Raw genomic sequence first — 22930 nt, 5'->3', positions numbered from 1 at the left:
TTTAACTCAATCATCAAGCTTTGCAAATAGCTTTGGCAAATCTTGCTCTGCTATAGGCGGGCTGTAGTAATAACCTTGCACTATAAAGCAGTTATTGTTTTGTAAAAACTCCACTTGCTCTATAGTCTCAACGCCTTCGGCTACCACATTCAATTTTAGCTTTTGTGCCATCGCTATAATTGCCGCAGTGATCTCCATGTCATTTGGATCATCCGGTATATCTTTAACAAACGAGCGATCAACTTTTAAAATATCAACCGGAAAACGTTTTAAGTAGCTCAATGACGAATAACCCGTGCCAAAGTCATCTATCGATATTGACACCCCAAGCGCTTTTAGCTGATGTAATTGCGTAATTGCCGCTTCCACATTCCCCATTAGCATGCTTTCGGTTAATTCCAGGTGTAACTGCTTAGCCGGCACCTTGGTTTTCTTAATAATCGATGCCAACAACGGCACTAACTTAGCATCTTTAAACTGACGAGCAGAGAGGTTAATCGAAATATTATTTTCTCGCCCTTGCGCTGCTAATCTTGCTGCAAACTCACACGCTTCTTGTAGCACCCAAGCACCTAACTCAACTATTAAACCTGTTGCCTCAGCTATTGGGATAAACTTGGTAGGCGGGATCATCCCTTCAGTTGGGTGGAACCAGCGGATCAAGGCTTCATAACCGACCACATGCTGCGTGCGACTATCAACTTGTGGTTGATAAAAAATCACAAATTGCCGAGCTTTGATTGCTAAACGCAGTTCGTTTTCAATAAACAGCCGCTCATTCGCAGCGGCATCAAGTTCTTGACTATAAAAGTGATAAGTATTGCGCCCTTTAGCTTTGGCCTCATACATAGCTAAATCAGCGTGTTTTAATAACTGGTCTTCTTCTTTGCTATCATATGGTGCCATAGTAATGCCAATACTAGCACTAATAATGACCTCGTTATTGCCAAGCATAATTGGCACATTCAATGTTTTTTGAATAGTGTTAGCGACATCCATTGCATGCTCTTGACGCTCAATACCACTAAGTAAAACTGCAAACTCATCGCCACCTAAACGGGCAATTGTATCTTCCGCTCGCAGTCGTTTTTTCAAACGGTTAGCAACCTCAACTAGTAGCTGATCGCCTGCATCATGACCAAGTGTATCGTTAATACGCTTAAACTCATCTAAATCAAAATAGAATAAAGCAAACGCATAATGGCCACGCTCTGCAAGCGCCATTGACTTACGTAATTGCATTCTAAAGAAGGTACGGTTAGCCAGCCCTGTTAAGGTGTCGAAATAAGCCAATTGCTCCATTTTCCGCTGGCTTTCTTTAACAAACGAAATATCCTGTGCTGAGGCAACATAACTGGTGATGCTGCCACCGTCTTCGCGAATTGGTGAGATACTGAGCGACACCCAGATTGGCTTTTTATCTAGACCTTGGATCAAAGTATCGCCACGCCAATAATTTCGGCTGCGTAAATCAATATCAATGTCATCAACCAAAATAGCCATTTCTTTGGCGATAATACTTAATAGCGGTGACTGCATAAAGTGATTTTCTTCAAATCCGGTCATTTCTAACATTTTTGGATTGACGTATTCAATCACGAAGTTTTGATCGGTGATGACCACTGCAGTGCCAGAAAAAGCAACCGCTTTAGATAATCGATTTGCGGCTTTTTCGGCAATCTCTTTTTCTGTAATACGCTGATTCAGACCATCAATAAGCTTACGAATTTCAATAGCCATATCGCGAAAAGAGCCATTTAAAGTACCAATTTCGTCTTTATTTTCTTTTGGAAATTCAATTTGTAAGTGCCCTTTGCCAAAGCTGGTTACCGCATGTACTAATGAATGAATACGACGTAACACCAGTTGGTAAAGTGCTTGATGTAATAACAGTGCGACTAAAATGGCATATAAAATAAACAACCCAAAAAACTTCACTTTTAGCTCTTCAAGTGCTGAAAGTGCTGATGAACGTTTTTTGTAAATTCCTATATACCAGTCTAAATTATCAACTTTACGAATATTAATGATGTGCGATTCACCATCTTGTACAAAAGAGTCTGCGTATTCTGGTAAATGCATTTTGATAGTTTGATTGATCAGCTCTTGTAGATCGCCATTAACAAAATCATGAGTGCGTAGTGGTTTGCCTGCTTTACCGTAGGTTTCGTAAAGATTTTTATTCAGATCAGGATGAGCAAGTAATTGCCCTTGGCTATCAAAAACAAATAAGTGCTGCTCCTTGTCACCGATCGGTAATTGCGAAATAAGCGTATCGAGTGCTAAATCGCTGCCAGTAACACCTAAAAATTCATTTTCAAGATAAACTGGCACCAGTAAACTCACCACCCATTTATGCCAAATTTTATCGTAGTAAACTTTAGACCACACAGCCGAGCGGGTTGGGTTAAGCGCTTCTTTTGCGTAATTAAAACTTTGATTATCAATAAACTGATGAGAGCCTGCAACATTCAGAGCCCAATTAGGTGGCGCAATACGGATAAAATTATCTTTGGTGATTAAATAAAAGTTAAAGAAATCTTGGATCAAGGTAGGCGCTACAATTTTCCATAGCGATTCAGAATCATTAATGAGTTTTTTATAAAAAGGTGAGTACTTATCTTGTGGCATAAAAGCCGCAGATAAACCATCATCAGAGGCACTGCGAATACTGCCATCGGGGTCAAAGCTGAGCTGCGCACTTTGGCTACTGAGCAATTGCGAGGAATTATAAAATAATTGGCTAGAGACGACATTATTCGCTTGCTCCGCAATATTAATTTTGGTTTTCACCAGAGTATTAAACTGACGGATCAGACGTTCGCTGGAATGCTTGAGAACTTCATGTTCTTCAAATACCAATTGTTTTTCTTCTGATTTTAGCATTAACACCGCTGCACAGATCCCAGCAATTAAACAAATTGCCGAAATTAACAGCGAAAGCTTCATACTCAACGAATTTACACCAAAGCGTGATGGTGGGCGTCTATACACCACAGGACAACCTTATTTTTAATAATTATTTTTATTTAAATTCACCTAAATAAATATACCAGATCCCTATTTAGATTTATAAATTTTTCGTTGAAATTACTGAAAAAATCCCATATCAAAAATAAACTATCCTTTGGCGGCGATAAAACCCGCTAGAGTGTTGACTTTATAGCCCACTCTCCATACATTAAGAGTATGAATATAATATATTCGCAATTACATTTTTCGTTTTTTAGCTTCTTTAGATAGAAGAGGCTTACCTGTTTGCGAGATTAAATCAACCGAATAGCAAAGCCTCCCAATTGGGAGGCTTTTTTGTTTTTATTACCCAAAAGGTAATTTTTTGGAATGAGGAACCCAAAAATGACTAATGATGTACTTAATTCACTTAGACACGATATCAATGAAATTGATTCTGACCTATTAGTGCTATTAGCAAAACGTCGCCGTATTAGCCACGGCGTTGTAGAATATAAGATTGCTAATAATAAACCGATACGTGATGAGGCCCGAGAACTTGCCTTGTTAGAAAAACTCATCGGTTATGGTAAGTCTCTTGGTTTGGACGCTTATTATGTGAATAACGTTTTCCAAACAATTTTAGAAGATTCAGTACTTAATCAACAAGCCATGTTACAGAAGAACTTAAACCCAGATGCTATGAGTGAAACACACCGTGTTGCTTATTTAGGTGGTCAGGGTTCATACAGCCAACTTGCTTGTCATAAATATTTTAGCCGTCGCCCAGGTAAACTTGTTGAAATGGGCTGCTCTAGCTTTGAGCAGATCACTGGTAAAGTTGAAAATGGTCAAGCAGATTTTGGCTTATTACCCATTGAAAACACCAGCTCAGGCAGTATTAACGAAGTGTTTGATTTACTGCAACACGCACAAGTCTCCATCGTTGGTGAAGTAACCCACAGTGTTGAACATTGTTTACTGGTCACACCGGGTACTGAGCTTAGTCAGATCAGTAAGATTTTTGCTCACCCGCAACCATTCGCTCAATGTAGTCGCTTTTTACAAGGCTTAGGAGATATTCAACATGAAACATGCGATTCAACCTCAAGCGCTCTACAATTAGCATTAGATACCCCTAATAGCGCAGCAATTGGTTCAGCTCAAGCGGGTAAGAATGTGGGTTTAGAAGTGATTAAATCAGGCCTTGCGAATCAACGTGAAAATCATAGCCGTTTTATTGTAGTTGCCCGTAAGCCTCTTTATGTATCAAAACAGATCCCGACTAAAACCAGTTTAATTATGGCAACTAAACAACAAGCAGGTTCTTTGGCTGATGCGTTGATGATTTTCAAAGAACATAATATCAACTTAGTAAAACTAGAATCACGCCCTGTGCCGGGTAACCCATGGGAAGAAGTATTCTATGTGGATTTAGAAGCAAACCTGGTTGATAACCATGTTAAGCAAGCACTTGAAGAACTTAAAGAACACACCCAATATGTACGCGTACTGGGCTGTTACCAAAGTGAATCGCTGCAAGCTGTTAGTATAGAAAGTTAAGCGCTAAGTAAAATATAAAAAAGGGGCTAAAATTAGCCCTTTTTTATTATCTGTTTTTCACACAGCGGTTATCAATCAAGTACTTTCGCATCATTAGCTTTGTTTAACAGGCTGCGACTTTGCGTTAAAAAATGCGCAGTAGCATCTGAAAAATACGCTTTAGCATCCGCAAATGAATCAATTAAAGCGGCCTTATCACCGGCTTTTAATTTTGCCAAGGTACTTGCAAACGTATCTTGATATTGTGCAAGTAAAGGCTCTACGTTATCAAATTGCGCTAGCATAATGTCTGAATAAAGCTCTGGTGATTGTGCGAATAAGCGCCCTACCATCATCAACTCTAATTGGTAAATCGGTGATGAACAACTGCGGAGCTCTTCGAGGGTATGACCTTGTTTTGCTAAAAACTGGCCGTATACAAAAGTGGTTAAATGGCGCATAACCTGAATAATTTGCATAGCTTCATCGTGCTTTTGCGCATCGAGTTCAACAAGTTGACAGCCCCACACTTGCAGTTGCGATAATAAACCTTGGGCAATCTCATGGTTACGGCCTTCGCAAACCACCACTGTTTGCTTTACCCAATGAGAAATATCAGGACCAAACATTGGATGTAAACCGACTACAGGACCGCTATGCACTGCTTTTAATACTTTTAACGGTGCTTGCTTAACTGAAGTAATATCAACTAATAAACAATCATCATCGAGCTTAGGTAAGGCAGTGACCACTGTTTCTAAGGCATTAATTGGCACACTGATCATCACCAGTTTTGCACCCGCTAATATTTCTTGCGCGTTACTTTGCTGTTCTTTGTCGAGTATTCTAACTTCATACCCTGAGCGGATAAATTGCTGAGCAAACAATTGCCCCATAGCGCCTTGACCACCAACAATCACAATAGGTGATAACTGTGGCGCGCTACATGCTAATTTAGCCTGTTGATTTTGGTAAGCTTCGCGCATCATACGGCGTAGGATATCTTCCACCAATTCAGGATTAACACCTTGGTTAATCGCTTCTTGGCGACGAGCAGCTAATAAAGTAGCTTCACGATCAGGCGCATGCAGTGGCGCACCCGTTTGTTGTTTGATTGCGCCGATCTGCTCGGTAATACTATTACGTCTAGCCAGCAGTGCAACCAACTGGGCATCACATTCATCGATCCCCTCTCTTAACTTATCTAACTCTTTTATATCCGCCACGCGACTACCACCTTAGAAACTGCAATTTCGTACATTTAAATTTACATAAAAGTAAACTAATCAATACGATAAATACTAACAGGATCGCTTAGTTGTTAAAAGGCTAAATAAGCAAAAGAATGAGGGTTTAAGCGTTAAGCCATAAGTTATAAGTTGGCCGAGTTGTATTTGATTTATGAGTAATTCTTGGATGGGTATTTTTTTACTGAACTTCTCTGCGCTCTAATCAAGTTATGGTGATCACTTTAACGTTGAGCGATCTTAATCTTTTAACTTTATCCTTTAACCTCACTAGCCTTCTAATTCGATAACTTTACTCTACCTAACTTACTATCTCTAAAAACCAAAACGGGTTGCAGCCCGAAGGTTGCAACCCGTTTTTTTGCGTTGATAAACAGCGCGTATTAGTTAAGTTTTTCTCTAATACGTGCAGATTTACCAGAACGCTCACGTAGATAGTAAAGTTTCGCACGGCGAACTGCACCGCGACGCTTAACTGCTACGCTATCGATAAGAGGGCTGTGCGTTTGGAATACACGCTCAACACCTTCACCGTTCGAGATTTTACGAACTGTGAATGCTGAGTGAAGACCACGGTTACGCTTAGCGATTACAACACCTTCAAAGGCCTGTAGACGCTCTTTAGCACCTTCTTTTACTTTTACCTGTACAACCACTGTATCACCAGGGCCAAATGCAGGTACGTCTGTTTTAAGCTGCTCATCTTCAAGCGCTTTAATAATATTTTGGTTTACTTTTGCCATTATGTTTCTCACTTTCCTAGGTGTAACTGTCTTCTAGCCACAAGCTTTTTGGTACTCTTGCTGAAATTTCGCGAGTAATACCGCTTGCTCCTCAGTCAGAGCTAGGTTATGCAACAAGTCAGGACGGCGTAACCAAGTTCTGCCTAATGACTGCATCAGCCGCCATTTTGCTATCTCTTGGTGGTTTCCGCTGAGTAATACAGCAGGAACCTGTTTGTCGTCCAATGTTTCTGGCCGTGTATAGTGAGGACAATCTAGCAAGCCATCCGAAAATGAGTCTTGCTCTGCTGACTGGTTGTGTCCTAATACACCCGGCACTAATCGCGCTACTGCGTCAATTAATGTCATGGCTGGTAGTTCACCACCACTCAAAATAAAATCACCAATCGACCATTCTTCGTCAACGTATGATTCTATTATTCTCTCGTCTATACCTTCATAGCGACCGGCAATTAAAATCAGTTTTTTAGAGCTGGCGAGTTCGCTTGCCCCTTGCTGATCTAATTTGCGCCCTTGCGGGGACATATAAATTACTTTTGCACCATCGCCTGCCGCCTGTTTGGCGTCAAGAATGGCTTGTTTCAGTGGTTCAACCATCATTAACATACCTGGACCGCCCCCGTAAGGACGATCATCCACGGTTCTATGCTTATCAATAGCATAATCTCGTGGGTTCCAGCAGTTAAAGTCGATCAGACCATTTTTTACTGCTCGACCAGTTACACCTTGCGTTGTAATGGCATCAAACATGTCCGGGAAAAGGCTGATAACCCCTACCCACAACGAACTCGTTTGACTCATTAAAAGCCAGGATCCCAGTCTACTGTAATTTCTTTTGCATCGTGCTTAATCTCTTTGATAACTGAATCAGTTAAAAACGGAATTAAACGCTCTGCTTGGCCAAATGCATCTTTATTGTTTGCTTTCACAACCAATACGTCATTTGAGCCTGTCTCCATCAGGTCATCAACTATGCCTAAGTCATAACCTTTATCGGTTACAACAGACATGCCAATGAGATCTCGCCAATAGAACTCACCTTGCGGGAGCTCTGGTAATTGCGCTGCATCCATTGAGATTTCTGCATGGGTATAAGCCATTGCTTCGTCTCGATCGTTTACTTGCGCAAATTTAGCGATAAAGCCTTTGTTGTGGCGACGCCAGTCGACCACTTCTAAGGTCTGCCATTTACCTTGCTGCCCTATCAACCACGGGCTGAAATCGAAGATCCCTATGGGATCATCAGTAAATGAATGTACCTTAAGCCAGCCCTTTATACCATATGGGGCGCCGAGCTTTCCTACGACAATTATTGATGAGGTGTTCTCTTGACTCATGGTTACACTTACGCCTATTAAGCCGCTTTACGAGCGTCTTTAACTAACTTATTTACGCGATCTGAAAGAGATGCGCCCTGACCTACCCAGTGTTCTACACGAGATAAATCTAAACGTACTTTTTCTTCTTGACCACTAGCAATTGGGTTAAAAAAGCCTACTTTCTCGATGAAGCGACCGTCACGCGAGAAACGGCTATCCGCAACCACAATTTGATAGAAAGGGCGTTTTTTAGCGCCACCACGTTGCAAACGAATAGTTACCATACCGTCCTCTAAATAGATTGACTGTTTTCATTAATAAGATTTACTCCCCAGTATGGGGAGCTGGGGAATTGTACGAGTTTTTAGCAACAATGCAAGTAAGAAGTGACTCGAAATGACTGTTAAGTTGATTAAACTATGATCTACGCGTTAAATCAGGCTATATAGAACTTTCAACGCATAATTTATCTACAAAAAAAGAGGCTATTTGCCTCTCTTTTTAGTTAACTGAGTCGCTACATCAGCATGGCGTCAGTTAAAACATTAAAATTTAGGGCCACCGCCACCCATCATTCCTGGTGGTAACATGCCTTTCATACCGCGCATCATTTTCATCATGCCGCCTTTACCTTTCATTTTTTTCATCATTTTTTGCATCTGCGTAAACTGTTTTAACAGCTTATTGATCTCTTGTACTTGCGTACCAGAGCCCGCTGCAATACGCTTTTTACGAGAGCCTTTAATGATCTCTGGACGCGCACGCTCTTTTTTCGTCATTGAGCTGATGATCGCTTCCATCTGAATAAAGGTTTTATCACCCATCTGACCTTTCACTGCATCAGGCAGGTTTTGCATACCAGGTAATTTATCAAGCATTGACATCATGCCGCCCATGCTTTTCATTTGCTTTAATTGATCAGCAAAATCATCAAGAGTAAAGCCATCACCTTTAAAAACTTTTTCAGCAACTTTTGCAGCTTGCTCTTTATCGACTTTCATTTCGACTTCTTCGATCAATGAAAGTACATCCCCCATACCAAGTATACGCGATGCGATACGATCTGGATGGAAAGGCTCAAGCGCATCAGTGCGCTCACCAACACCCATAAACTTAATAGGCTTGCCGGTAATATGGCGGATTGATAGTGCAGCACCACCGCGCGCATCACCATCGGTCTTGGTTAGTATCACACCGGTCAGAGGTAATGCTTCATCAAACGCTTTGGCAGTATTGGCAGCATCTTGACCCGTCATGGCATCAACCACAAACAAGGTTTCGATTGGGTTAATAGCATGATGAAGATTTTTAATCTCGTCCATCATGTCATTATCAACATGCAAACGACCTGCGGTATCAACTAATACAACATCGATAAATTTCTTTTTCGCATGAGAAATAGCTGCCTTCGCAATATCAACCGGCTGTTGTGAAATGTCACTTGGGAAAAACTCAACACCTACTTCATCGGCCAGTGTTTCCAACTGTTTAATAGCCGCAGGACGATAAACGTCGGCACTGACTACTAATACTGATTTCTTTTTACGTTCTTTTAAGAATTTGGCAAGCTTAGCAACACTGGTCGTTTTACCCGCACCTTGCAGACCCGCCATCATTACAACGGCTGGCGGTTGTGCGTTTAGGCTCAACTCTTCGTTTGCTTCACCCATGGCTTTTTCAAGCTCTTCGCGAACGATTTTAATGAACACTTGCCCAGGACTTAGGCTCTTAGTTACTTCAATACCTACCGCGCGCTCTTTAACTTGTTTAACAAACTCACGAACAACGGGTAAAGCGACGTCGGCTTCTAAAAAAGCCATACGCACTTCGCGTAGTGTATCTTTTATATTGTCTTCAGTAAGGCGTCCACGGCCGCTGATATTCTTTAAGGTTTTACCTAATCGTTCTTGGAGGTTCTCAAACATGTAAAGGTTCCGATCAAACGTGATATACCAATTTCCCAACCAACGTTATTGCCGCAAGTTTAGCACTTACTATTAATAGCGCTGATTTCATATAATCAGTATTATTAAAATTTTAATTAAAAACAGTATACCGTAAATGGTGGCGCACAATACAGTGTTCAAGTGAGCTGTTTGAGTTTCTTTTTACAAACTCTATGCATTTGCCTCACTATAAAATACAATGCCATTACTCTAACAAGGAATATTTGACTCAAATTGAGTGGCCCAAGCACTATGCTGATTATTAGTTTAACTATTATTGCCAGTTTATTTTATATCTTCGCGACGTCTCACGTGCTGTCTCGGTTATTTCACCAACAAGGTCCGAGCCAAAAGCTGACGGTTATCCTCAGCACGGTGGCAATTTTAGCGCACATGTTATTACTGGTGAATTCAGTGTTTCGCGCCGATGGCCAAGATTTAAGTATTGTTAATGTATCACTATTAACCTGCTGGGTGATTGTGGTCTCTGTCACTACAGTGTCATTAAAATTCCCTGCCACATTATTACTGCCTGTTGTCTATGGCTTTGCTGCTTTGCTAACAATTGCCAGCTTATTTATCCCGCATCATATTTTATTGCAAAGTATTGATGTTGAAATAGGTTTAGTCACTCATATTTCGCTTTCCCTGCTTGCATACTGTGTGTTAATTATTGCCACTTTATATGGCGTACAGTTTTACTTTATTGATAAACGTTTAAAACGAAAAGACTTAGCGATTGTGCATAGCCATTTACCGCCATTAATGGTGGTTGAACGCCAACTCTATCACTTATTAACGCTAGGCACGGTTTTGTTAACCTTAGCGTTATTATCTGGTTTTATTTTTCTTGATGGCATGTTTGCTAGTGAATTTATTCATAAAACTGTTTTATCATTAATTGCTTGGGCTATGTTTGCAACGGTGACAATTGGTCACTTAAAGCAAGGCTGGCGTGGGAAACCGGTCGTACTAGCTATCATGGCTGCTGCTTTTGTTTTAACGCTGGCATATTTTGGCAGTCGTTTTGTGCAAGAGGTGATCCTGAATAAGTTTTAACTTGACTCAGGCAGCTCACTCCCGCTTAATACGCATTGGTTAAATAAAAAAGGATCCTTCTTTGGACGACATCTCTACAAGTGTTTTGTTTATAATACTTGGAATACTCATACTTTGTTCTGCATATTTTTCTGGTTCTGAAACGGGCATTATGTCAATTAACAGAATCCGCTTACGCCACCTTGCTAAAGAAAATCACCGCGCAGCAAAGCGTGTCAACAAACTTTTGAGCCGTCCTGATAGACTTATTGGCCTTATCCTCATCGGTAATAACTTGGTGAATATTGCTGCCGCGCAGGTTGCAACCATTATCGGTATTCGTTTATATGGTGATTTAGGTATCGCTATTGCCACTGGCGCACTAACTTTAGTAGTGCTTATATTTGCAGAAGTTACGCCTAAAACGCTAGCTGCGCTTTACCCTGAAAAAGTTGCCTTTCCTAGTTCGGTGATACTCAAAGGGTTACTAAAAATTCTCTTTCCATTTGTCGTCGTCGTTAACTGGATGACCAATGGCATATTACGCCTATTTGGTATTAGTGCTGCACAAATAGATGAGCACAGCATGAGTAAAGAAGAATTAAAAACGGTGCTGAATGAATCGGGTGCGCTGATCCCCGCGCGTCACCAAAGTATGTTGACCTCCATTTTAGATTTAGAGCAAGTCACTGTCGAAGATATTATGATCCCGCGCAACGAAATTGTTGCCATTGATATCAATGATGACTGGAAACTAATTAGTAAACAGCTTACCCATGCACAACACACGCGAGTACTTTTATATCGCGACCAAATTGATGATGCGGTAGGCTTTATTCACTCACGGGATGCACTGCGGTTATTAACAAAAGAGCAATTTGATAAACCATCATTGCTTCGCGCAGTTCGTGAGATTTATTTTATTCCTGAAGGTACGTCGCTCAATACTCAGCTATTTAAATTTCAGCAATCAAAAGAGCGTATCGGTTTAGTAGTTGATGAATATGGTGATATTCAAGGATTAGTTACCCTCGAAGATATTCTTGAAGAAGTGGTCGGTGACTTTACCACTACGCAAACACGTACTCCAAGTGAAGAAGTTGTGTCACAAGATGATGGCTCATTTTTAGTTGATGGCGGTGCTAACGTACGCGATCTAAACAAAGAAATGGATTGGGAGTTCCCTCTTGATGGCCCGAAAACATTAAGTGGCTTAATTGTCGAATACTTAGAAGACATTCCTGATGCCAACTTGAGTTTGCGTATTGCAGGCTATCCGATTGAAGTTGTTGAAGTAAAAGAGAACATGATCAAACTGGTGCGCATTCAAGCGAACAAGCGCAAAATATAAGCAATATCTGTAGAGTAACCTATGGTTACTCTACTCCCTCAGCTCATCCCCGCAACAAATTTTTTGTTCATTATTCTCTATAAAGTGTTAATTATTAGGCTATTATATTTGTAACTTTATAGATGTGGAAAATGCAATGGAAGATATCTCTATCGAGACCCTGTACACCAAAGCGATTGAAATGCTAATGACCTATGGCCCTCGATTTTTATTGGCAATCTTTGTTTTAATTGTTGGTTGGTGGTTTGTTGGCCGTATTGCCAGTATGGCTGAAAAATCAATGGCAAAGGTAAAGTTTGAAGCCGGATTAAGTCATTTTTTGGTCTCCTTCTTATCGGTTATTTTAAAGTTGCTATTACTGATCTCAGTCGCATCAATGATTGGTATAGAAACAACCTCGTTCATTGCTATGCTCGGTGCTGCAGGCTTAGCGGTCGGTATGGCATTACAAGGCAGCCTAGCGAATTTCGCCGGTGGTGTGCTGATCTTATTTTTTAAACCATTTAAAATTGGTGATGTCATTGAAGCCCAAGGCTATATGGGTAAAGTGGTTGAAATTCAAATATTTGTTACCGTACTACTCACTTATGATAATGAAAAAATTATTATCCCAAATGGTGCACTTTCTAATGGCTGTGTAAAAAACAAGTTTGCAGAACCAACTCGCCGCGTCGATATTGAGTTTGGTATTAGCTACAGTGATGATGTGCTTAAAGCGCGAGAAGTACTAATGGGCGTGTTAAATAGCTACGAGTTAGTACTCAAAGATGAAGCAAAACAACCGGTTGTGCATGTAAGTCAGCATGGCGATAGCCATATCGGCATGTTGGTCTGGGCATGGGTTGATTCTGAAAATTACTGGCCAGTGTATTTTGGTTTATACGAACGCGTTAAAATTGCCTTCGATAAAGAAAATATTACCATTCCATTCCCACAGCGCGATGTACATATTCATCAATTCCCAGGGAAATAAACTAATACTAAAAAGCCCGCTGTGCGGGCTTTTTAAAATCTTGAATCTTGTCAGATCAGCTAAATAATCTTTCTAACCACCCTTTATCTAAATCGTCTTCACAACGTTTAAGCTGAGCCGCATAGCGACTTGCACGATTTTTTACTTTATTAGCCACTGCCATTAACCACTTTTTATTTTTATAGGTGCCGCGTTTATAACCGCCCCAGCCTTCGTGGTAATTTAGGTATTGCGCGTAGGCATCCCATTTCGAGATGCCATTAACTTTATGAGTCTTATAAACAAACCAGCCCATAAAGTCGATAGCGTCATCAAAATCATCGCGATCTGCGCCGCTATTACCCGTTTCACGAATATAATCAGACCAGGTGGGAGTTTTTGCTTGTGAGTAGCCGTAAGCTGAACTTGCTCGCCCTGTGGGAATAACCCACAAAAAGTATTCCATTGGCGGTGCAGCATCGTGTTTAAAGGAGCTTTCTTGATACATCATGCTCATTAGTACATGTTTAGGTGAGCCCCATTTTTCTTGGGCATCTTTTGCGTCATAGTACCAATCGCTTTTTTCTTCAAAAATTTTACATATATCATTAGGTTGCTTTGGAGGGGCTGTTGCGCAACCAGTTAACAGAGCCCCCAGCGATAAAATAATTAAACTATTTTTCATTTTTTTTTATGCTCGCTGAACTTTTTATAAAAGTATAAGTCTTATTTTATGAATGCGCAGTTTAGCATTGTTTATCCCTGAAGAATCTTTACGCAGCCAACTTGGGCTGCGTTTTTTTGCCTGCTTATTTAGCTACAAACTTACTTAGTGGCAAAATAATCATCTAAAAATGCATTAAATGTTTGATTATCAGCGGCTTTCAACTCGCGTTCAGCAATAACTGACTGTTCTGCTTGTTGTTTTAAATAGCTGTCTGAATACACTTTATATGGCGTATCTTGATGTTGTTGCTGGTAACTTTTTGCCAACGATAAGGCAAAATAACCATTATCAATACCAGACCCTTTCAGTTGACTAACGTAGCGCCCTGAGTATGTTAATTCAGGATCTGCTATCCATTGGCTTAATCGAGTAATCGTTTCGCTGTAATAGCTAACGCCGTAAGCATTATCCATATAGGCTGCAACTTGTTGTAACTGTACGAAGATCTCTGCTCCCCACGTTGCTAGACTGCATAAACTACCAGAGCGATTTAGCATCACTTCTAAAGCGCGACCTTGGCTTACAACCGTATCTAAATTTTCGGTGCTACGCTGTTGCGAATCCCAATCCATTGTTGGAGAATCTTTCAATAAGCAATAAGTTAGAAAAACATCTAGGAAATGAATTTGCTCAATATCAATTCCCGTTGCTGCAAATGGATTTACATCTAGAGCCCTGATTTCAATATACTCAATACCGCCACGTAACAGTGCGTCAGTCGGTGTTTCACCACTTTTAGCATTGCGCTTAGGACGAATTGGCGAATAAAATTCGTTTTCAATCTGCAATACATTTTTATTCAATTGTTTAGGCTGGGCATCTTTATAATCAGCAAGCTGACCATAAATATCTGACGATGAATGAATCGCACTTTTTAATCCTGCTACATATTCATCTAGTGAGTTATACAGTACTTTTAGTGATGACTGAGCACTGTTGGTATAACCCAAATTACCTAAGCGCAAAGCTGTACCCACTTCAAGATAAAGCGTACCTTTACCTAGCTTTTTAAAAGGAAGATCCGTACTACGCCCTTGTAAAAATGAATTACACAGCGCTGGCGATGCACCAAATAAATAACTGATCAACCATAGTTCTCGTTTGAAGTTACGGATCAGTCCTAAATAACCTGCCGAAATAAACTCTTGTAATGAGCCAGTATCGCCTTTAATCGTTTTTAAACTCTGCCAAAATGACTCTGGAAACGATATATTAAAGTGTACACCGGCAATCGCTTGCATCATGCTGCCATAACGATTTTTAAGACCTTCGCGGTACAAGGTTTTCATGCGTCCAATATTAGAATCACCAAATTGAGCTAATACAATGTCATCTTGATGTTCTATAAAACACGGCATACTGATAGGCCATAATAATTCATCGCCCATCTGTGATAGGGTAAACTTTTGTAAGTCTTGCAGCTGATTTAACGTTTCTTCAGCAGATTCACTAACGGGTGTTATAAACTCTAGTAAAGACTCAGAAAAATCAGTTGTGATATGCCCGTTAGTTAACGCACAACCAACCCCTTTTGGATGACCTTGCTGTGAAATTACACCGTTTGGCTTGATCCGCAACGCTTCTCTTTCAATACCGCGTTGAATGCCTTTAATTGCGTATTTATGCTGTTCTGGGGCTAGCGCTGCTAACGCTTTAGTTAAATCATGTGTAGTCAAAAATGCTTCCTCGAGCCACGTGGCCTAATCATAAGTCAATGGGGGCAAATTGATAATACTCAAGGTTTAATAGTGGCATAACTCTAATTTCCACTATTTTCCAAGAAGGTCACCGTATGTTTGTAAAGCAAACTTGCTGCGGGCAGCCAAGCTATAATAGCCAAATATTTACTAATCTTGCCATTGTAAGAGCTAATATACAATTGCTTTAATGACACCACAGTAATGCAAGATACTGACTAATTAAATGTTTGCTTGTTATGTGCAACTCATTGCTGACATTTACTCATTGCTCGTACTAGAGCAATGATATCTATTTATATATTAAGCTATTACCCGCGCACTTTTTGCAAGTTTCTTTGTTTTAGATCATTAAAAAGCTATTTAATAGCTATTTTACTCCTGTGATCACTGAACCTGCTATCATTACATTTGTATGAACTTTATAATCATCACTAATAATAAAGCATGTTTAAGGACTACCTATGCGTCGGGGTCAGCAGTTAATAAACGAAGAAGTCACCTTTTCAGATCACCAGGAGCTCGTCTCCACTACAGATATACGTGGAGTGATAACCTATGCAAATAAAGAATTTTGCAACATTGCCGGCTTCACCCTTGAAGAACTGATTGGCAAAAATCATAATATTGTTCGCCACCCAGATATGCCTAAAGCAGCATTTAAAGAAATGTGGGGAAAACTCAAACAAGGTCATTCATGGCGCGGCATGGTAAAGAATCGCTGCAAGGATGGCCGCTATTATTGGGTTGATGCATTTGTTACTCCTATTTTTGAACATGGTCAACTCGTTGGCTATCAATCAGTACGAACAAAACCGAGCGAACAACTAAAACGACGCGCACAAAGCCTATACACTAAAATAAATGCCGGTAAATCGTTGTCCTCTTGGCGTGAATGGGTCGGTGTTCGCCAAAGTGCAGCCCTACTGATTGGCTTACTTGGTTTAGTACTATTGGCAGCTTTTGTATCTATTGCTGTTGCATTGATAACCGCGTTATTTAGTTTACTAATTATGCTATTAAATTATGATGAATTAGTTTTCACACCAACAGCACTGAAACAGCTAAAGGCAGTAAATGATTCTGTATCCCGCTATGTCTATGTCGGCCATCATCCATTTAGTATTAGTGAATATAACCAGCAAATGCTTAATGCTAAATTACGTACCGTATTAGGACGAGTAAAAGATACGACTGTCACGTTTACCGGTATTGCGGCTAATCTAGACCAACAATCAGCATTAACTGAAAAAGGCATTGCCGCACAAGGACAACGCCTTGGCCAAATGGCCACCGCAATGTCACAAATGAGCGCAACCATAGGTGAAATATCGGGCAACACTCATCATACCGCTGAAAAAGTAAATATTACTTACCAAAGCTGCACTGATATAAAACTGCACATTGCAGACAATAGTGCCATGGTGTCTGACCTTGCTTTACAAGTTGAACAAGCGGCAAGTACTGCTAATTCCCTTGCAACCGAGGCGGATAAAATAGGTCAAGTAATGACTGAAATCGAAGGCATTGCAGAGCAAACCAATTTACTGGCATTAAATGCTGCAATTGAAGCCGCGCGTGCTGGTGAACATGGCCGAGGCTTTGCAGTAGTTGCCGATGAAGTGCGTGCATTATCTTCTCGTACTCAACGTGCTACTGCACAAATTCATAGCTCTATTAAAGAAATTCAAGATACCCTGTTTAGCTGGTCTACGGTCATGAAAAACACCAAGGCGCAAGCCGATGAATGTGTAAATACCACCGGACATACTCAAGTTGAACTAGATAGCATTTTCGCGCAAATAAGTGAAATATCACAACTAGCGACACAAATATCTGCTGCCGCCGAGCAACAACAAACTGTCAGCCTCGATATTAGCGACAACATTACACAAATAAAAGGTTACAGTGACGAGAACTTAACGTTGAGCTTTAATGTCGCTAAAGGTGCTGCACAGCTTGTCGAAGGCTCACGTAAAGTTAACGATATTTTACTGACTTTTAAGGTTTAATTAAGCGCGGCTAAATGATAGGGGTTTATCTTTAATAGTTACTTTATAACTTTTTATTCGCAGCGAGTTTAAGGCCAGCATATTCACTGGCCTTAAAACTCAGTTAATCAGTTAGCGTGATGAGAACACTAAACCATTTTCGTCAGCATCAATTACTATCATGTCACCACTTTGATATTCACCTGCGAGTAACTTCTGCGATAATGGGTTTTCAATGGTATGTTGAATAGCCCGTTTGAGTGGTCGTGCACCATAAACCGGATCAAAACCACTGGCTGCAATTCGATCAAGAGCTGCATCACTTATTTGTAACAAGTAACCCATTCCTGTTAGGCGCTCACGTAACTTGCTTAACTGAATATCTGCAATCTCTTTGATATGTTCATTAGCAAGTGGGTGGAATACTACGGTTTCATCAATACGATTAATAAATTCAGGTCTAAACTCATTAACCAAAACCCCCATCACTTTTTCTTTTAACGCTGCATAATCGTTGTTACCGGTTTGCTCTTGAATAATATCTGAGCCTAAATTTGAGGTCATGATGATCACTGTATTTTTAAAATCAACAGTACGACCTTGGCCATCCGTTAAACGACCATCATCTAACACTTGCAGCAGAATATTAAATACATCAGGATGTGCCTTTTCGATTTCATCAAGCAAAATTACAGAATATGGACGACGACGAACAGCTTCTGTTAAGTAGCCACCTTCTTCATAACCAACATAGCCCGGAGGCGCGCCAACTAAGCGAGCAACTGAGTGCTTTTCCATAAACTCAGACATATCAATTCGCACCATCGCGCTTTCAGTATCAAACATATATCCAGCTAACGCTTTAGTCAGCTCAGTTTTACCGACCCCGGTTGGGCCTAAAAATAAAAACGAACCGATTGGCCTATTTGGATCTGCAAGCCCTGCCCGTGAACGACGAATCGCATTCGCCACTGCCACTACCGCTTCGTCTTGACCGATCACTTTATGGTGTAAATGTTCTTCCATTTGCAGCAGTTTTTCACGCTCACCTTGAAGCATGCGCGATACAGGAATACCAGTCCAACGTGAAAGTATCTCAGCAATTTCATCTTCACCCACTTGGTTTTTAAGTAAGCTCATTTCTTGCATTTCAGCTTGTGAAGCTAAGTCGAGTTTACGTTCCAATTCTGGAATGCGGCCGTATTGCAGCTCTGACATACGTTGTAGATCAGTGGCACGGCGGGCAACATCTAAGTCTAATCGCGCTTGTTCAAGTTCAGCCTTAATTACTTGAGTACCTTGCAAAGAGGCTTTCTCAGCTGTCCATACTTCATCAAGTTCACGGTACTGGGCTTCAAGATCGGTGATCAGCTCCTGCATCTCAGAACGACGCTTTTGACTGGCGTCATCTTTCTCTTTAGCAAGTGCATTATCTTCGAGTTTTAGCTGGATGATACGGCGCTCTAATTTATCTAATGATTCTGGTTTTGAATCGATTTGTAGGCGAATAGACGAACCCGCTTCATCAATTAAATCAATGGCTTTATCCGGTAGCTGGCGATCGCTAATGTAGCGGTGCGATAAATGCGCTGCGGCAACAATGGCTGGATCGGTAATTTCAACACAGTGATGTAACTCGTAACGCTCTTTCAAGCCTCGAAGAATCGCTATGGTATCTTCTACTGATGGTTCTTCAACAAGCACCTTTTGAAAACGACGTTCTAAAGCGGCATCTTTTTCAATATATTTACGATACTCATCAAGGGTTGTAGCACCGACACAATGCAGTTCACCTCGAGCCAATGCAGGTTTGAGCATATTACCCGCATCCATTGCACCATCAGATTTACCGGCGCCCACCATAGTATGAATTTCGTCAATAAACAGAATCACTTGGCCTTCTTCTTTAGCCAATTCATTAAGCACTGACTTTAAACGTTCTTCAAACTCACCACGGTATTTTGCACCGGCCACCAAGGCTCCTAAATCAAGCGATAACACACGTTTGTTTTTCAAGCCTTCAGGCACTTCGCCATTTATAATACGCTGCGCGAGCCCTTCAGCTATAGCGGTTTTACCGACACCGGGTTCGCCAATCAACACGGGGTTATTTTTAGTACGCCGTTGTAATACTTGAATGGTGCGGCGAATTTCATCATCGCGGCCAATAACAGGATCAAGTTTACCTTGCTCTGCACGCTCAGTTAAATCGATAGTAAACTTTTTCAGCGCTTGACGGGTATCTTCAGCATTCGGATCATCAACTTTTTGACCACCGCGAATAGCTTGTATTGCTGCTTCTATTTTAGTGCTGGTCATATTTAAAGCGCGGAAGATATCACCCAATGGCCCTTTATCATCACACGCTGCTAATACAAATAACTCACTGGAGATGTATTTATCTTTACGCTTTTGCGCGTACTTATCGCATAAGTTGATCAGTGAAACCATGTTATTTGACAACTGCACGTCGCCGCCAACACCTTCCACTTTAAATAGCTTTTCTATCTCTTGTGATAACTTGGTATTAAGTTCATCGGCACTCACACTGGCTTGGGCTAATAACGCACGCACACTTGAGCCACTTTGCTGCAAGAGTGAATACATTAAATGTACTGGTTCAATAAATTGATGATCACGACCAAGCGCTAATGACTGAGCGTCAGAGAGCGCAGATTGAAATTTACTGGTAAATCGATCTAAACGCATAAGGGGTTACCTATTAAAAAAACTAATTACTTAATTAATGGGTATGCTCGGCACTTTGATCAAGGCTTAGGAGAAAATATACTCACTGAATAGACTATTACTTGCGCCAGATCAAAGAAGCCATACGGCCTGTTTGACCATCTCGACGGTATGAGAAGAATTGTTCGCTATTGCTAACTGTACAGTACTCACCACCACTAATATTTCTTATGCCTAGATTAATAAGCTGTGTGGTTGCGAGCAGATAAATATCCGCTAAATATTTACCATCCGCCTGCGCCACAAATGCAGTGTGATGAGATGCTGATTGTTCACAGAAAAGCGCTTTTACTTCACTGCCAACCTCAAACTTTGCAGCACCTATGGCAGGACCTAACCACGCTATAATTTGTTCTGCAGGGCTGCTAAAGTGACGCAAAGTATTAGCGATAATACCCGCATGCAAACCGCGCCAGCCACCATGAATAGCAGCCACCTCATCACCACTTTCACTGGTAAGTAAAACCGGCAAGCAATCTGCTGTCATAATTGCCAGTGGTTGATTTTTTAATCGGGTATACAGCGCATCCGCATCATAATTAGCCTGTGGGTCAAAATACTCATCCACAACAACGACTTCACTGCTATGGATCTGATTAAGCCACACCGGTGCTTTAGGAAGCTGAGCAGCTAAAAGTGCGCGATTCGTTAATACCGCTTGCTGATCATCGCCCACATGTAGGCCTAAGTTTAAACTCATAAAAGGCGCATGCGATACACCGCCCTGACGAGTTGTACTGAGAGCACCTACATTGGTTGGCGCTGTCCAATTAGGATAAAGCATTAAAGCAGCTTAAAAATCGATATTTGGATTAGCTTTGGTGTCTTCACGAAGTACGTGCGTCATGGCAACCATGTCATCAGGAATTGGCGCCTGCCAAGTCATCATTTCACCCGTAATTGGGTGTGCGATACTTAGCTTTACCGCGTGCAATGCTTGACGATTAAATTCACGTAACATTTGGAACAATTCAGGTGTTGCGCCTTTTGGTGGACGTGGACGACCGCCATAGGCTTTATCACCAATCAATGGATGATTAATAAATGCCATATGCACACGAATTTGGTGAGTTCGGCCAGTTTCTAAACGAAGACGTAATCGCGTATGCGCACGGAATTTTTCAGCAACTCGAAAATGCGTAATTGCTGGTTTGCCCTGCTCATGCACAGCCATGTGTGTACGCTGGGTAGGATGGCGGCCAATTGGTTTTTCAACCATGCCACCCGCTGTCATTGTGCCATTACAAATTGCTTCATATTCACGCGTGAAATTTTCACGCTTTTGTAATGCTTTAACTAAATGTGTTTGCGCCTGAATTGTTTTAGCTACCACCATCAAACCGGTAGTATCTTTATCTAGACGATGCACAATACCTGCGCGCGGAACATTAATGATATCTGGATAATGATGCAACAATGCATTGAGCACTGTGCCATCAGGATTACCGGCACCAGGGTGCACAACTAAACCCATAGGTTTGTTGATAACCAAAATATCATCATCTTCATAAACGATGTTTAATTTGATATCTTGCGCTAGATATTCACGTGGGGCTTCAATGCTAGTTTCAACATTGACCGTTTCACCACCAAAGAGTTTTTCTCTCGGGGTGTTTAAAATTTCACCATCCACGGTGATTTTATCATCCAAAATCCACGTTTTTATACGTGAACGTGAATAATCAGGGAACAATTGCGCCAATACTTGGTCTAGACGTTTACCGCCTAACTCAGTTGGCACCTCGGCTTGAAGAGAAATTTGCTCTGACATTAGTAACTTTACCCAATTTACCAGTGCAAGCTGTGCTCGACTGGGTTAGAATCGCTTTTAATAAAAGCATTATATAATAAGCATAGTTTACTCGGTTTTACCCACTTGGCCTAGCCGAAGACATCGAAGGTAACAAATAAAATGATAAATAGAATAGGGAAACGTGCATTCGCCATTGTTTTTACAGTTTCATTACTTGGTTTAGGTGCCTGTTCGTCAGCACCTGATGCAGAAGATATCCAACGCGTTCCTAATAAATCAGCGCAAGCGTTGTATGATGATGCCAAACAAACACTTGATTCAGGCTTGTACGCGCGTGCAATTGAGCTTTTGAGTGCGATTGATTCACGCTATCCGTTTGGGCCTATGTCAAAACAAGTACAAATGGATTTAGTCTACGCCCATTACCAAGCGGGTAATACTGAACAAGCGCTTGCAACAATTGACCGTTTTATTCGCCTAAATCCAAACCACAAAGATTTAGACTATATGTACTACATGCGTGGTTTAGTAAATATTAAAGCCGATAAAAACGCATTCCAAGAGTATTTTGGTGTTGATAGAGCCGACCGTGATGCTAATCGTACCCGTGTTGCTTTTACTGATTTATCAACTTTAGTTAACCGCTTTCCTGACAGTGGCTATGCCCCTGAAGCAAAAAGACGTTTAGTTTGGTTACTCAACAAAATGGCACGTTACGAGTTGAAAGTTGCTGATTACTACTATGAACGTGAAGCTTACTTAGCAGCAGCAAATCGCGGTAAATATGTCGTAGAGCATTATTCTCAAAGTAGTTACTTAGATAATGCACTGGAAATGATGGAAAAAAGCTACAACAAGCTTGGTTTACCAGAATTAAGTAAACACGCTAAAATGACCCGTGAGTTAAATAAAAAGAAATAAATT

The 22930-nt window shown here is 40.9% G+C and carries 18 protein-coding genes; 6 read left to right on the top strand and 12 right to left on the bottom strand.

The window, feature by feature from the left end:
• Positions 1-6: 6 nt before the first annotated feature.
• On the bottom strand, positions 7-2997 hold the full coding sequence (locus H5186_RS02665) for an EAL domain-containing protein (RefSeq protein WP_182794090.1): 2991 nt from the start codon (positions 2995-2997) through the stop codon (positions 7-9).
• A gap of 360 nt (positions 2998-3357) precedes the next feature.
• On the opposite strand from H5186_RS02665, the gene H5186_RS02660 reads away from it, so the two are divergent.
• A complete protein-coding gene (locus tag H5186_RS02660) occupies positions 3358-4515 on the top strand; it encodes a chorismate mutase (RefSeq protein WP_149980790.1) in 1158 nt (385 codons plus the stop codon).
• Positions 4516-4586: 71 nt separating this feature from the next.
• Here the strand turns inward: H5186_RS02660 and tyrA are convergent, their stop codons facing one another.
• The 6 genes from tyrA to ffh all read right to left on the bottom strand — a co-directional run bounded on the left by tyrA (position 4587) and on the right by ffh (position 9728).
• The gene (gene tyrA / locus H5186_RS02655) at positions 4587-5720 is read right to left on the bottom strand and encodes a bifunctional chorismate mutase/prephenate dehydrogenase (protein WP_145237181.1); all 1134 of its coding nucleotides are present in this window, start codon (positions 5718-5720) and stop codon (positions 4587-4589) included.
• A gap of 404 nt (positions 5721-6124) precedes the next feature.
• Entirely contained in the window at positions 6125-6484 is a 360-nt protein-coding gene (rplS, locus tag H5186_RS02650) for a 50S ribosomal protein L19 (protein ID WP_002962189.1), read from the bottom strand.
• A gap of 33 nt (positions 6485-6517) precedes the next feature.
• On the bottom strand, positions 6518-7285 hold the full coding sequence (trmD, locus tag H5186_RS02645) for a tRNA (guanosine(37)-N1)-methyltransferase TrmD (RefSeq protein WP_145237185.1): 768 nt from the start codon (positions 7283-7285) through the stop codon (positions 6518-6520).
• Complete coding sequence (gene rimM / locus H5186_RS02640; protein ID WP_149980792.1) at positions 7285-7821, bottom strand: ribosome maturation factor RimM; 537 nt, start codon at positions 7819-7821, stop codon at positions 7285-7287. The genes trmD and rimM overlap by 1 nt, the downstream gene beginning before the upstream one ends.
• 17 nt (positions 7822-7838) lie before the next feature.
• Positions 7839-8087 (bottom strand): 30S ribosomal protein S16, encoded by a 249-nt coding sequence (gene rpsP, locus H5186_RS02635; RefSeq protein WP_145237191.1) that lies wholly within the window; start codon positions 8085-8087, stop codon positions 7839-7841.
• Between the two features lie 261 nt (positions 8088-8348).
• On the bottom strand, positions 8349-9728 hold the full coding sequence (ffh, locus tag H5186_RS02630) for a signal recognition particle protein (RefSeq protein WP_145237194.1): 1380 nt from the start codon (positions 9726-9728) through the stop codon (positions 8349-8351).
• A 273-nt stretch (positions 9729-10001) separates the two neighbouring features.
• On the opposite strand from ffh, the gene H5186_RS02625 reads away from it, so the two are divergent.
• The 3 genes from H5186_RS02625 (at position 10002) to H5186_RS02615 (ending at position 13111) form a co-directional block, all read left to right on the top strand.
• A complete protein-coding gene (locus H5186_RS02625) occupies positions 10002-10808 on the top strand; it encodes an inner membrane protein YpjD (protein ID WP_145237197.1) in 807 nt (268 codons plus the stop codon).
• A gap of 61 nt (positions 10809-10869) precedes the next feature.
• On the top strand, positions 10870-12138 hold the full coding sequence (locus H5186_RS02620) for an HlyC/CorC family transporter (protein ID WP_145237200.1): 1269 nt from the start codon (positions 10870-10872) through the stop codon (positions 12136-12138).
• A 136-nt stretch (positions 12139-12274) separates the two neighbouring features.
• Positions 12275-13111 (top strand): mechanosensitive ion channel family protein, encoded by an 837-nt coding sequence (locus H5186_RS02615; protein WP_145237203.1) that lies wholly within the window; start codon positions 12275-12277, stop codon positions 13109-13111.
• A gap of 55 nt (positions 13112-13166) precedes the next feature.
• On the opposite strand, the gene H5186_RS02610 is transcribed toward H5186_RS02615, so the two are convergent.
• Positions 13167-13775: a hypothetical protein gene (locus H5186_RS02610; RefSeq protein WP_145237206.1), complete on the bottom strand. Its 609-nt coding sequence runs from the start codon at positions 13773-13775 to the stop codon at positions 13167-13169.
• A 140-nt stretch (positions 13776-13915) separates the two neighbouring features.
• Positions 13916-15493 carry a glutamate--cysteine ligase gene (gene gshA / locus H5186_RS02605; RefSeq protein WP_182794089.1) on the bottom strand — a complete coding sequence of 526 codons (1578 nt, stop codon included), beginning with the start codon at positions 15491-15493 and terminating at the stop codon, positions 13916-13918.
• Between the two features lie 485 nt (positions 15494-15978).
• On the opposite strand from gshA, the gene H5186_RS02600 reads away from it, so the two are divergent.
• Complete coding sequence (locus tag H5186_RS02600; protein WP_182717092.1) at positions 15979-17526, top strand: PAS domain-containing methyl-accepting chemotaxis protein; 1548 nt, start codon at positions 15979-15981, stop codon at positions 17524-17526.
• Between the two features lie 111 nt (positions 17527-17637).
• Here the strand turns inward: H5186_RS02600 and clpB are convergent, their stop codons facing one another.
• From clpB to rluD, 3 genes are all read right to left on the bottom strand, one after another.
• Positions 17638-20214 carry an ATP-dependent chaperone ClpB gene (gene clpB / locus H5186_RS02595; protein ID WP_149980795.1) on the bottom strand — a complete coding sequence of 859 codons (2577 nt, stop codon included), beginning with the start codon at positions 20212-20214 and terminating at the stop codon, positions 17638-17640.
• A gap of 97 nt (positions 20215-20311) precedes the next feature.
• Complete coding sequence (pgeF, locus tag H5186_RS02590; RefSeq protein ID WP_145237218.1) at positions 20312-21037, bottom strand: peptidoglycan editing factor PgeF; 726 nt, start codon at positions 21035-21037, stop codon at positions 20312-20314.
• A 9-nt stretch (positions 21038-21046) separates the two neighbouring features.
• Entirely contained in the window at positions 21047-22024 is a 978-nt protein-coding gene (rluD, locus tag H5186_RS02585) for a 23S rRNA pseudouridine(1911/1915/1917) synthase RluD (protein ID WP_145237221.1), read from the bottom strand.
• 141 nt (positions 22025-22165) lie between these two features.
• Between rluD and H5186_RS02580 the strand changes: the two genes are divergently transcribed.
• On the top strand, positions 22166-22927 hold the full coding sequence (locus tag H5186_RS02580; RefSeq protein ID WP_149980797.1) for an outer membrane protein assembly factor BamD: 762 nt from the start codon (positions 22166-22168) through the stop codon (positions 22925-22927).
• The last annotated feature ends 3 nt before the right edge of the window (positions 22928-22930 follow it).

Source organism: Pseudoalteromonas sp. SG41-2 (assembly GCF_014164535.1).
GTDB lineage: Bacteria > Pseudomonadota > Gammaproteobacteria > Enterobacterales > Alteromonadaceae > Pseudoalteromonas > Pseudoalteromonas rhizosphaerae.
Note: the sequence above shows the minus strand (reverse complement) of the source record. Positions and strands in the feature narration are given on the sequence as shown.

Coding starts and splice junctions, on each gene's coding strand:
- clpB (WP_149980795.1), bottom strand. CDS start 20,214: ATGCGTTTAGATCGATTTACCAGTAAATTTCAATCTGCGCTCTCTGAC.
- rimM (WP_149980792.1), bottom strand. CDS start 7,821: ATGAGTCAAGAGAACACCTCATCAATAATTGTCGTAGGAAAGCTCGGC.
- H5186_RS02610 (WP_145237206.1), bottom strand. CDS start 13,775: ATGAAAAATAGTTTAATTATTTTATCGCTGGGGGCTCTGTTAACTGGT.
- H5186_RS02580 (WP_149980797.1), top strand. CDS start 22,166: ATGATAAATAGAATAGGGAAACGTGCATTCGCCATTGTTTTTACAGTT.
- H5186_RS02625 (WP_145237197.1), top strand. CDS start 10,002: ATGCTGATTATTAGTTTAACTATTATTGCCAGTTTATTTTATATCTTC.
- rpsP (WP_145237191.1), bottom strand. CDS start 8,087: ATGGTAACTATTCGTTTGCAACGTGGTGGCGCTAAAAAACGCCCTTTC.
- H5186_RS02660 (WP_149980790.1), top strand. CDS start 3,358: ATGACTAATGATGTACTTAATTCACTTAGACACGATATCAATGAAATT.
- trmD (WP_145237185.1), bottom strand. CDS start 7,285: ATGAGTCAAACGAGTTCGTTGTGGGTAGGGGTTATCAGCCTTTTCCCG.
- pgeF (WP_145237218.1), bottom strand. CDS start 21,037: ATGCTTTATCCTAATTGGACAGCGCCAACCAATGTAGGTGCTCTCAGT.
- rplS (WP_002962189.1), bottom strand. CDS start 6,484: ATGGCAAAAGTAAACCAAAATATTATTAAAGCGCTTGAAGATGAGCAG.
- ffh (WP_145237194.1), bottom strand. CDS start 9,728: ATGTTTGAGAACCTCCAAGAACGATTAGGTAAAACCTTAAAGAATATC.
- H5186_RS02615 (WP_145237203.1), top strand. CDS start 12,275: ATGGAAGATATCTCTATCGAGACCCTGTACACCAAAGCGATTGAAATG.
- rluD (WP_145237221.1), bottom strand. CDS start 22,024: ATGTCAGAGCAAATTTCTCTTCAAGCCGAGGTGCCAACTGAGTTAGGC.
- H5186_RS02600 (WP_182717092.1), top strand. CDS start 15,979: ATGCGTCGGGGTCAGCAGTTAATAAACGAAGAAGTCACCTTTTCAGAT.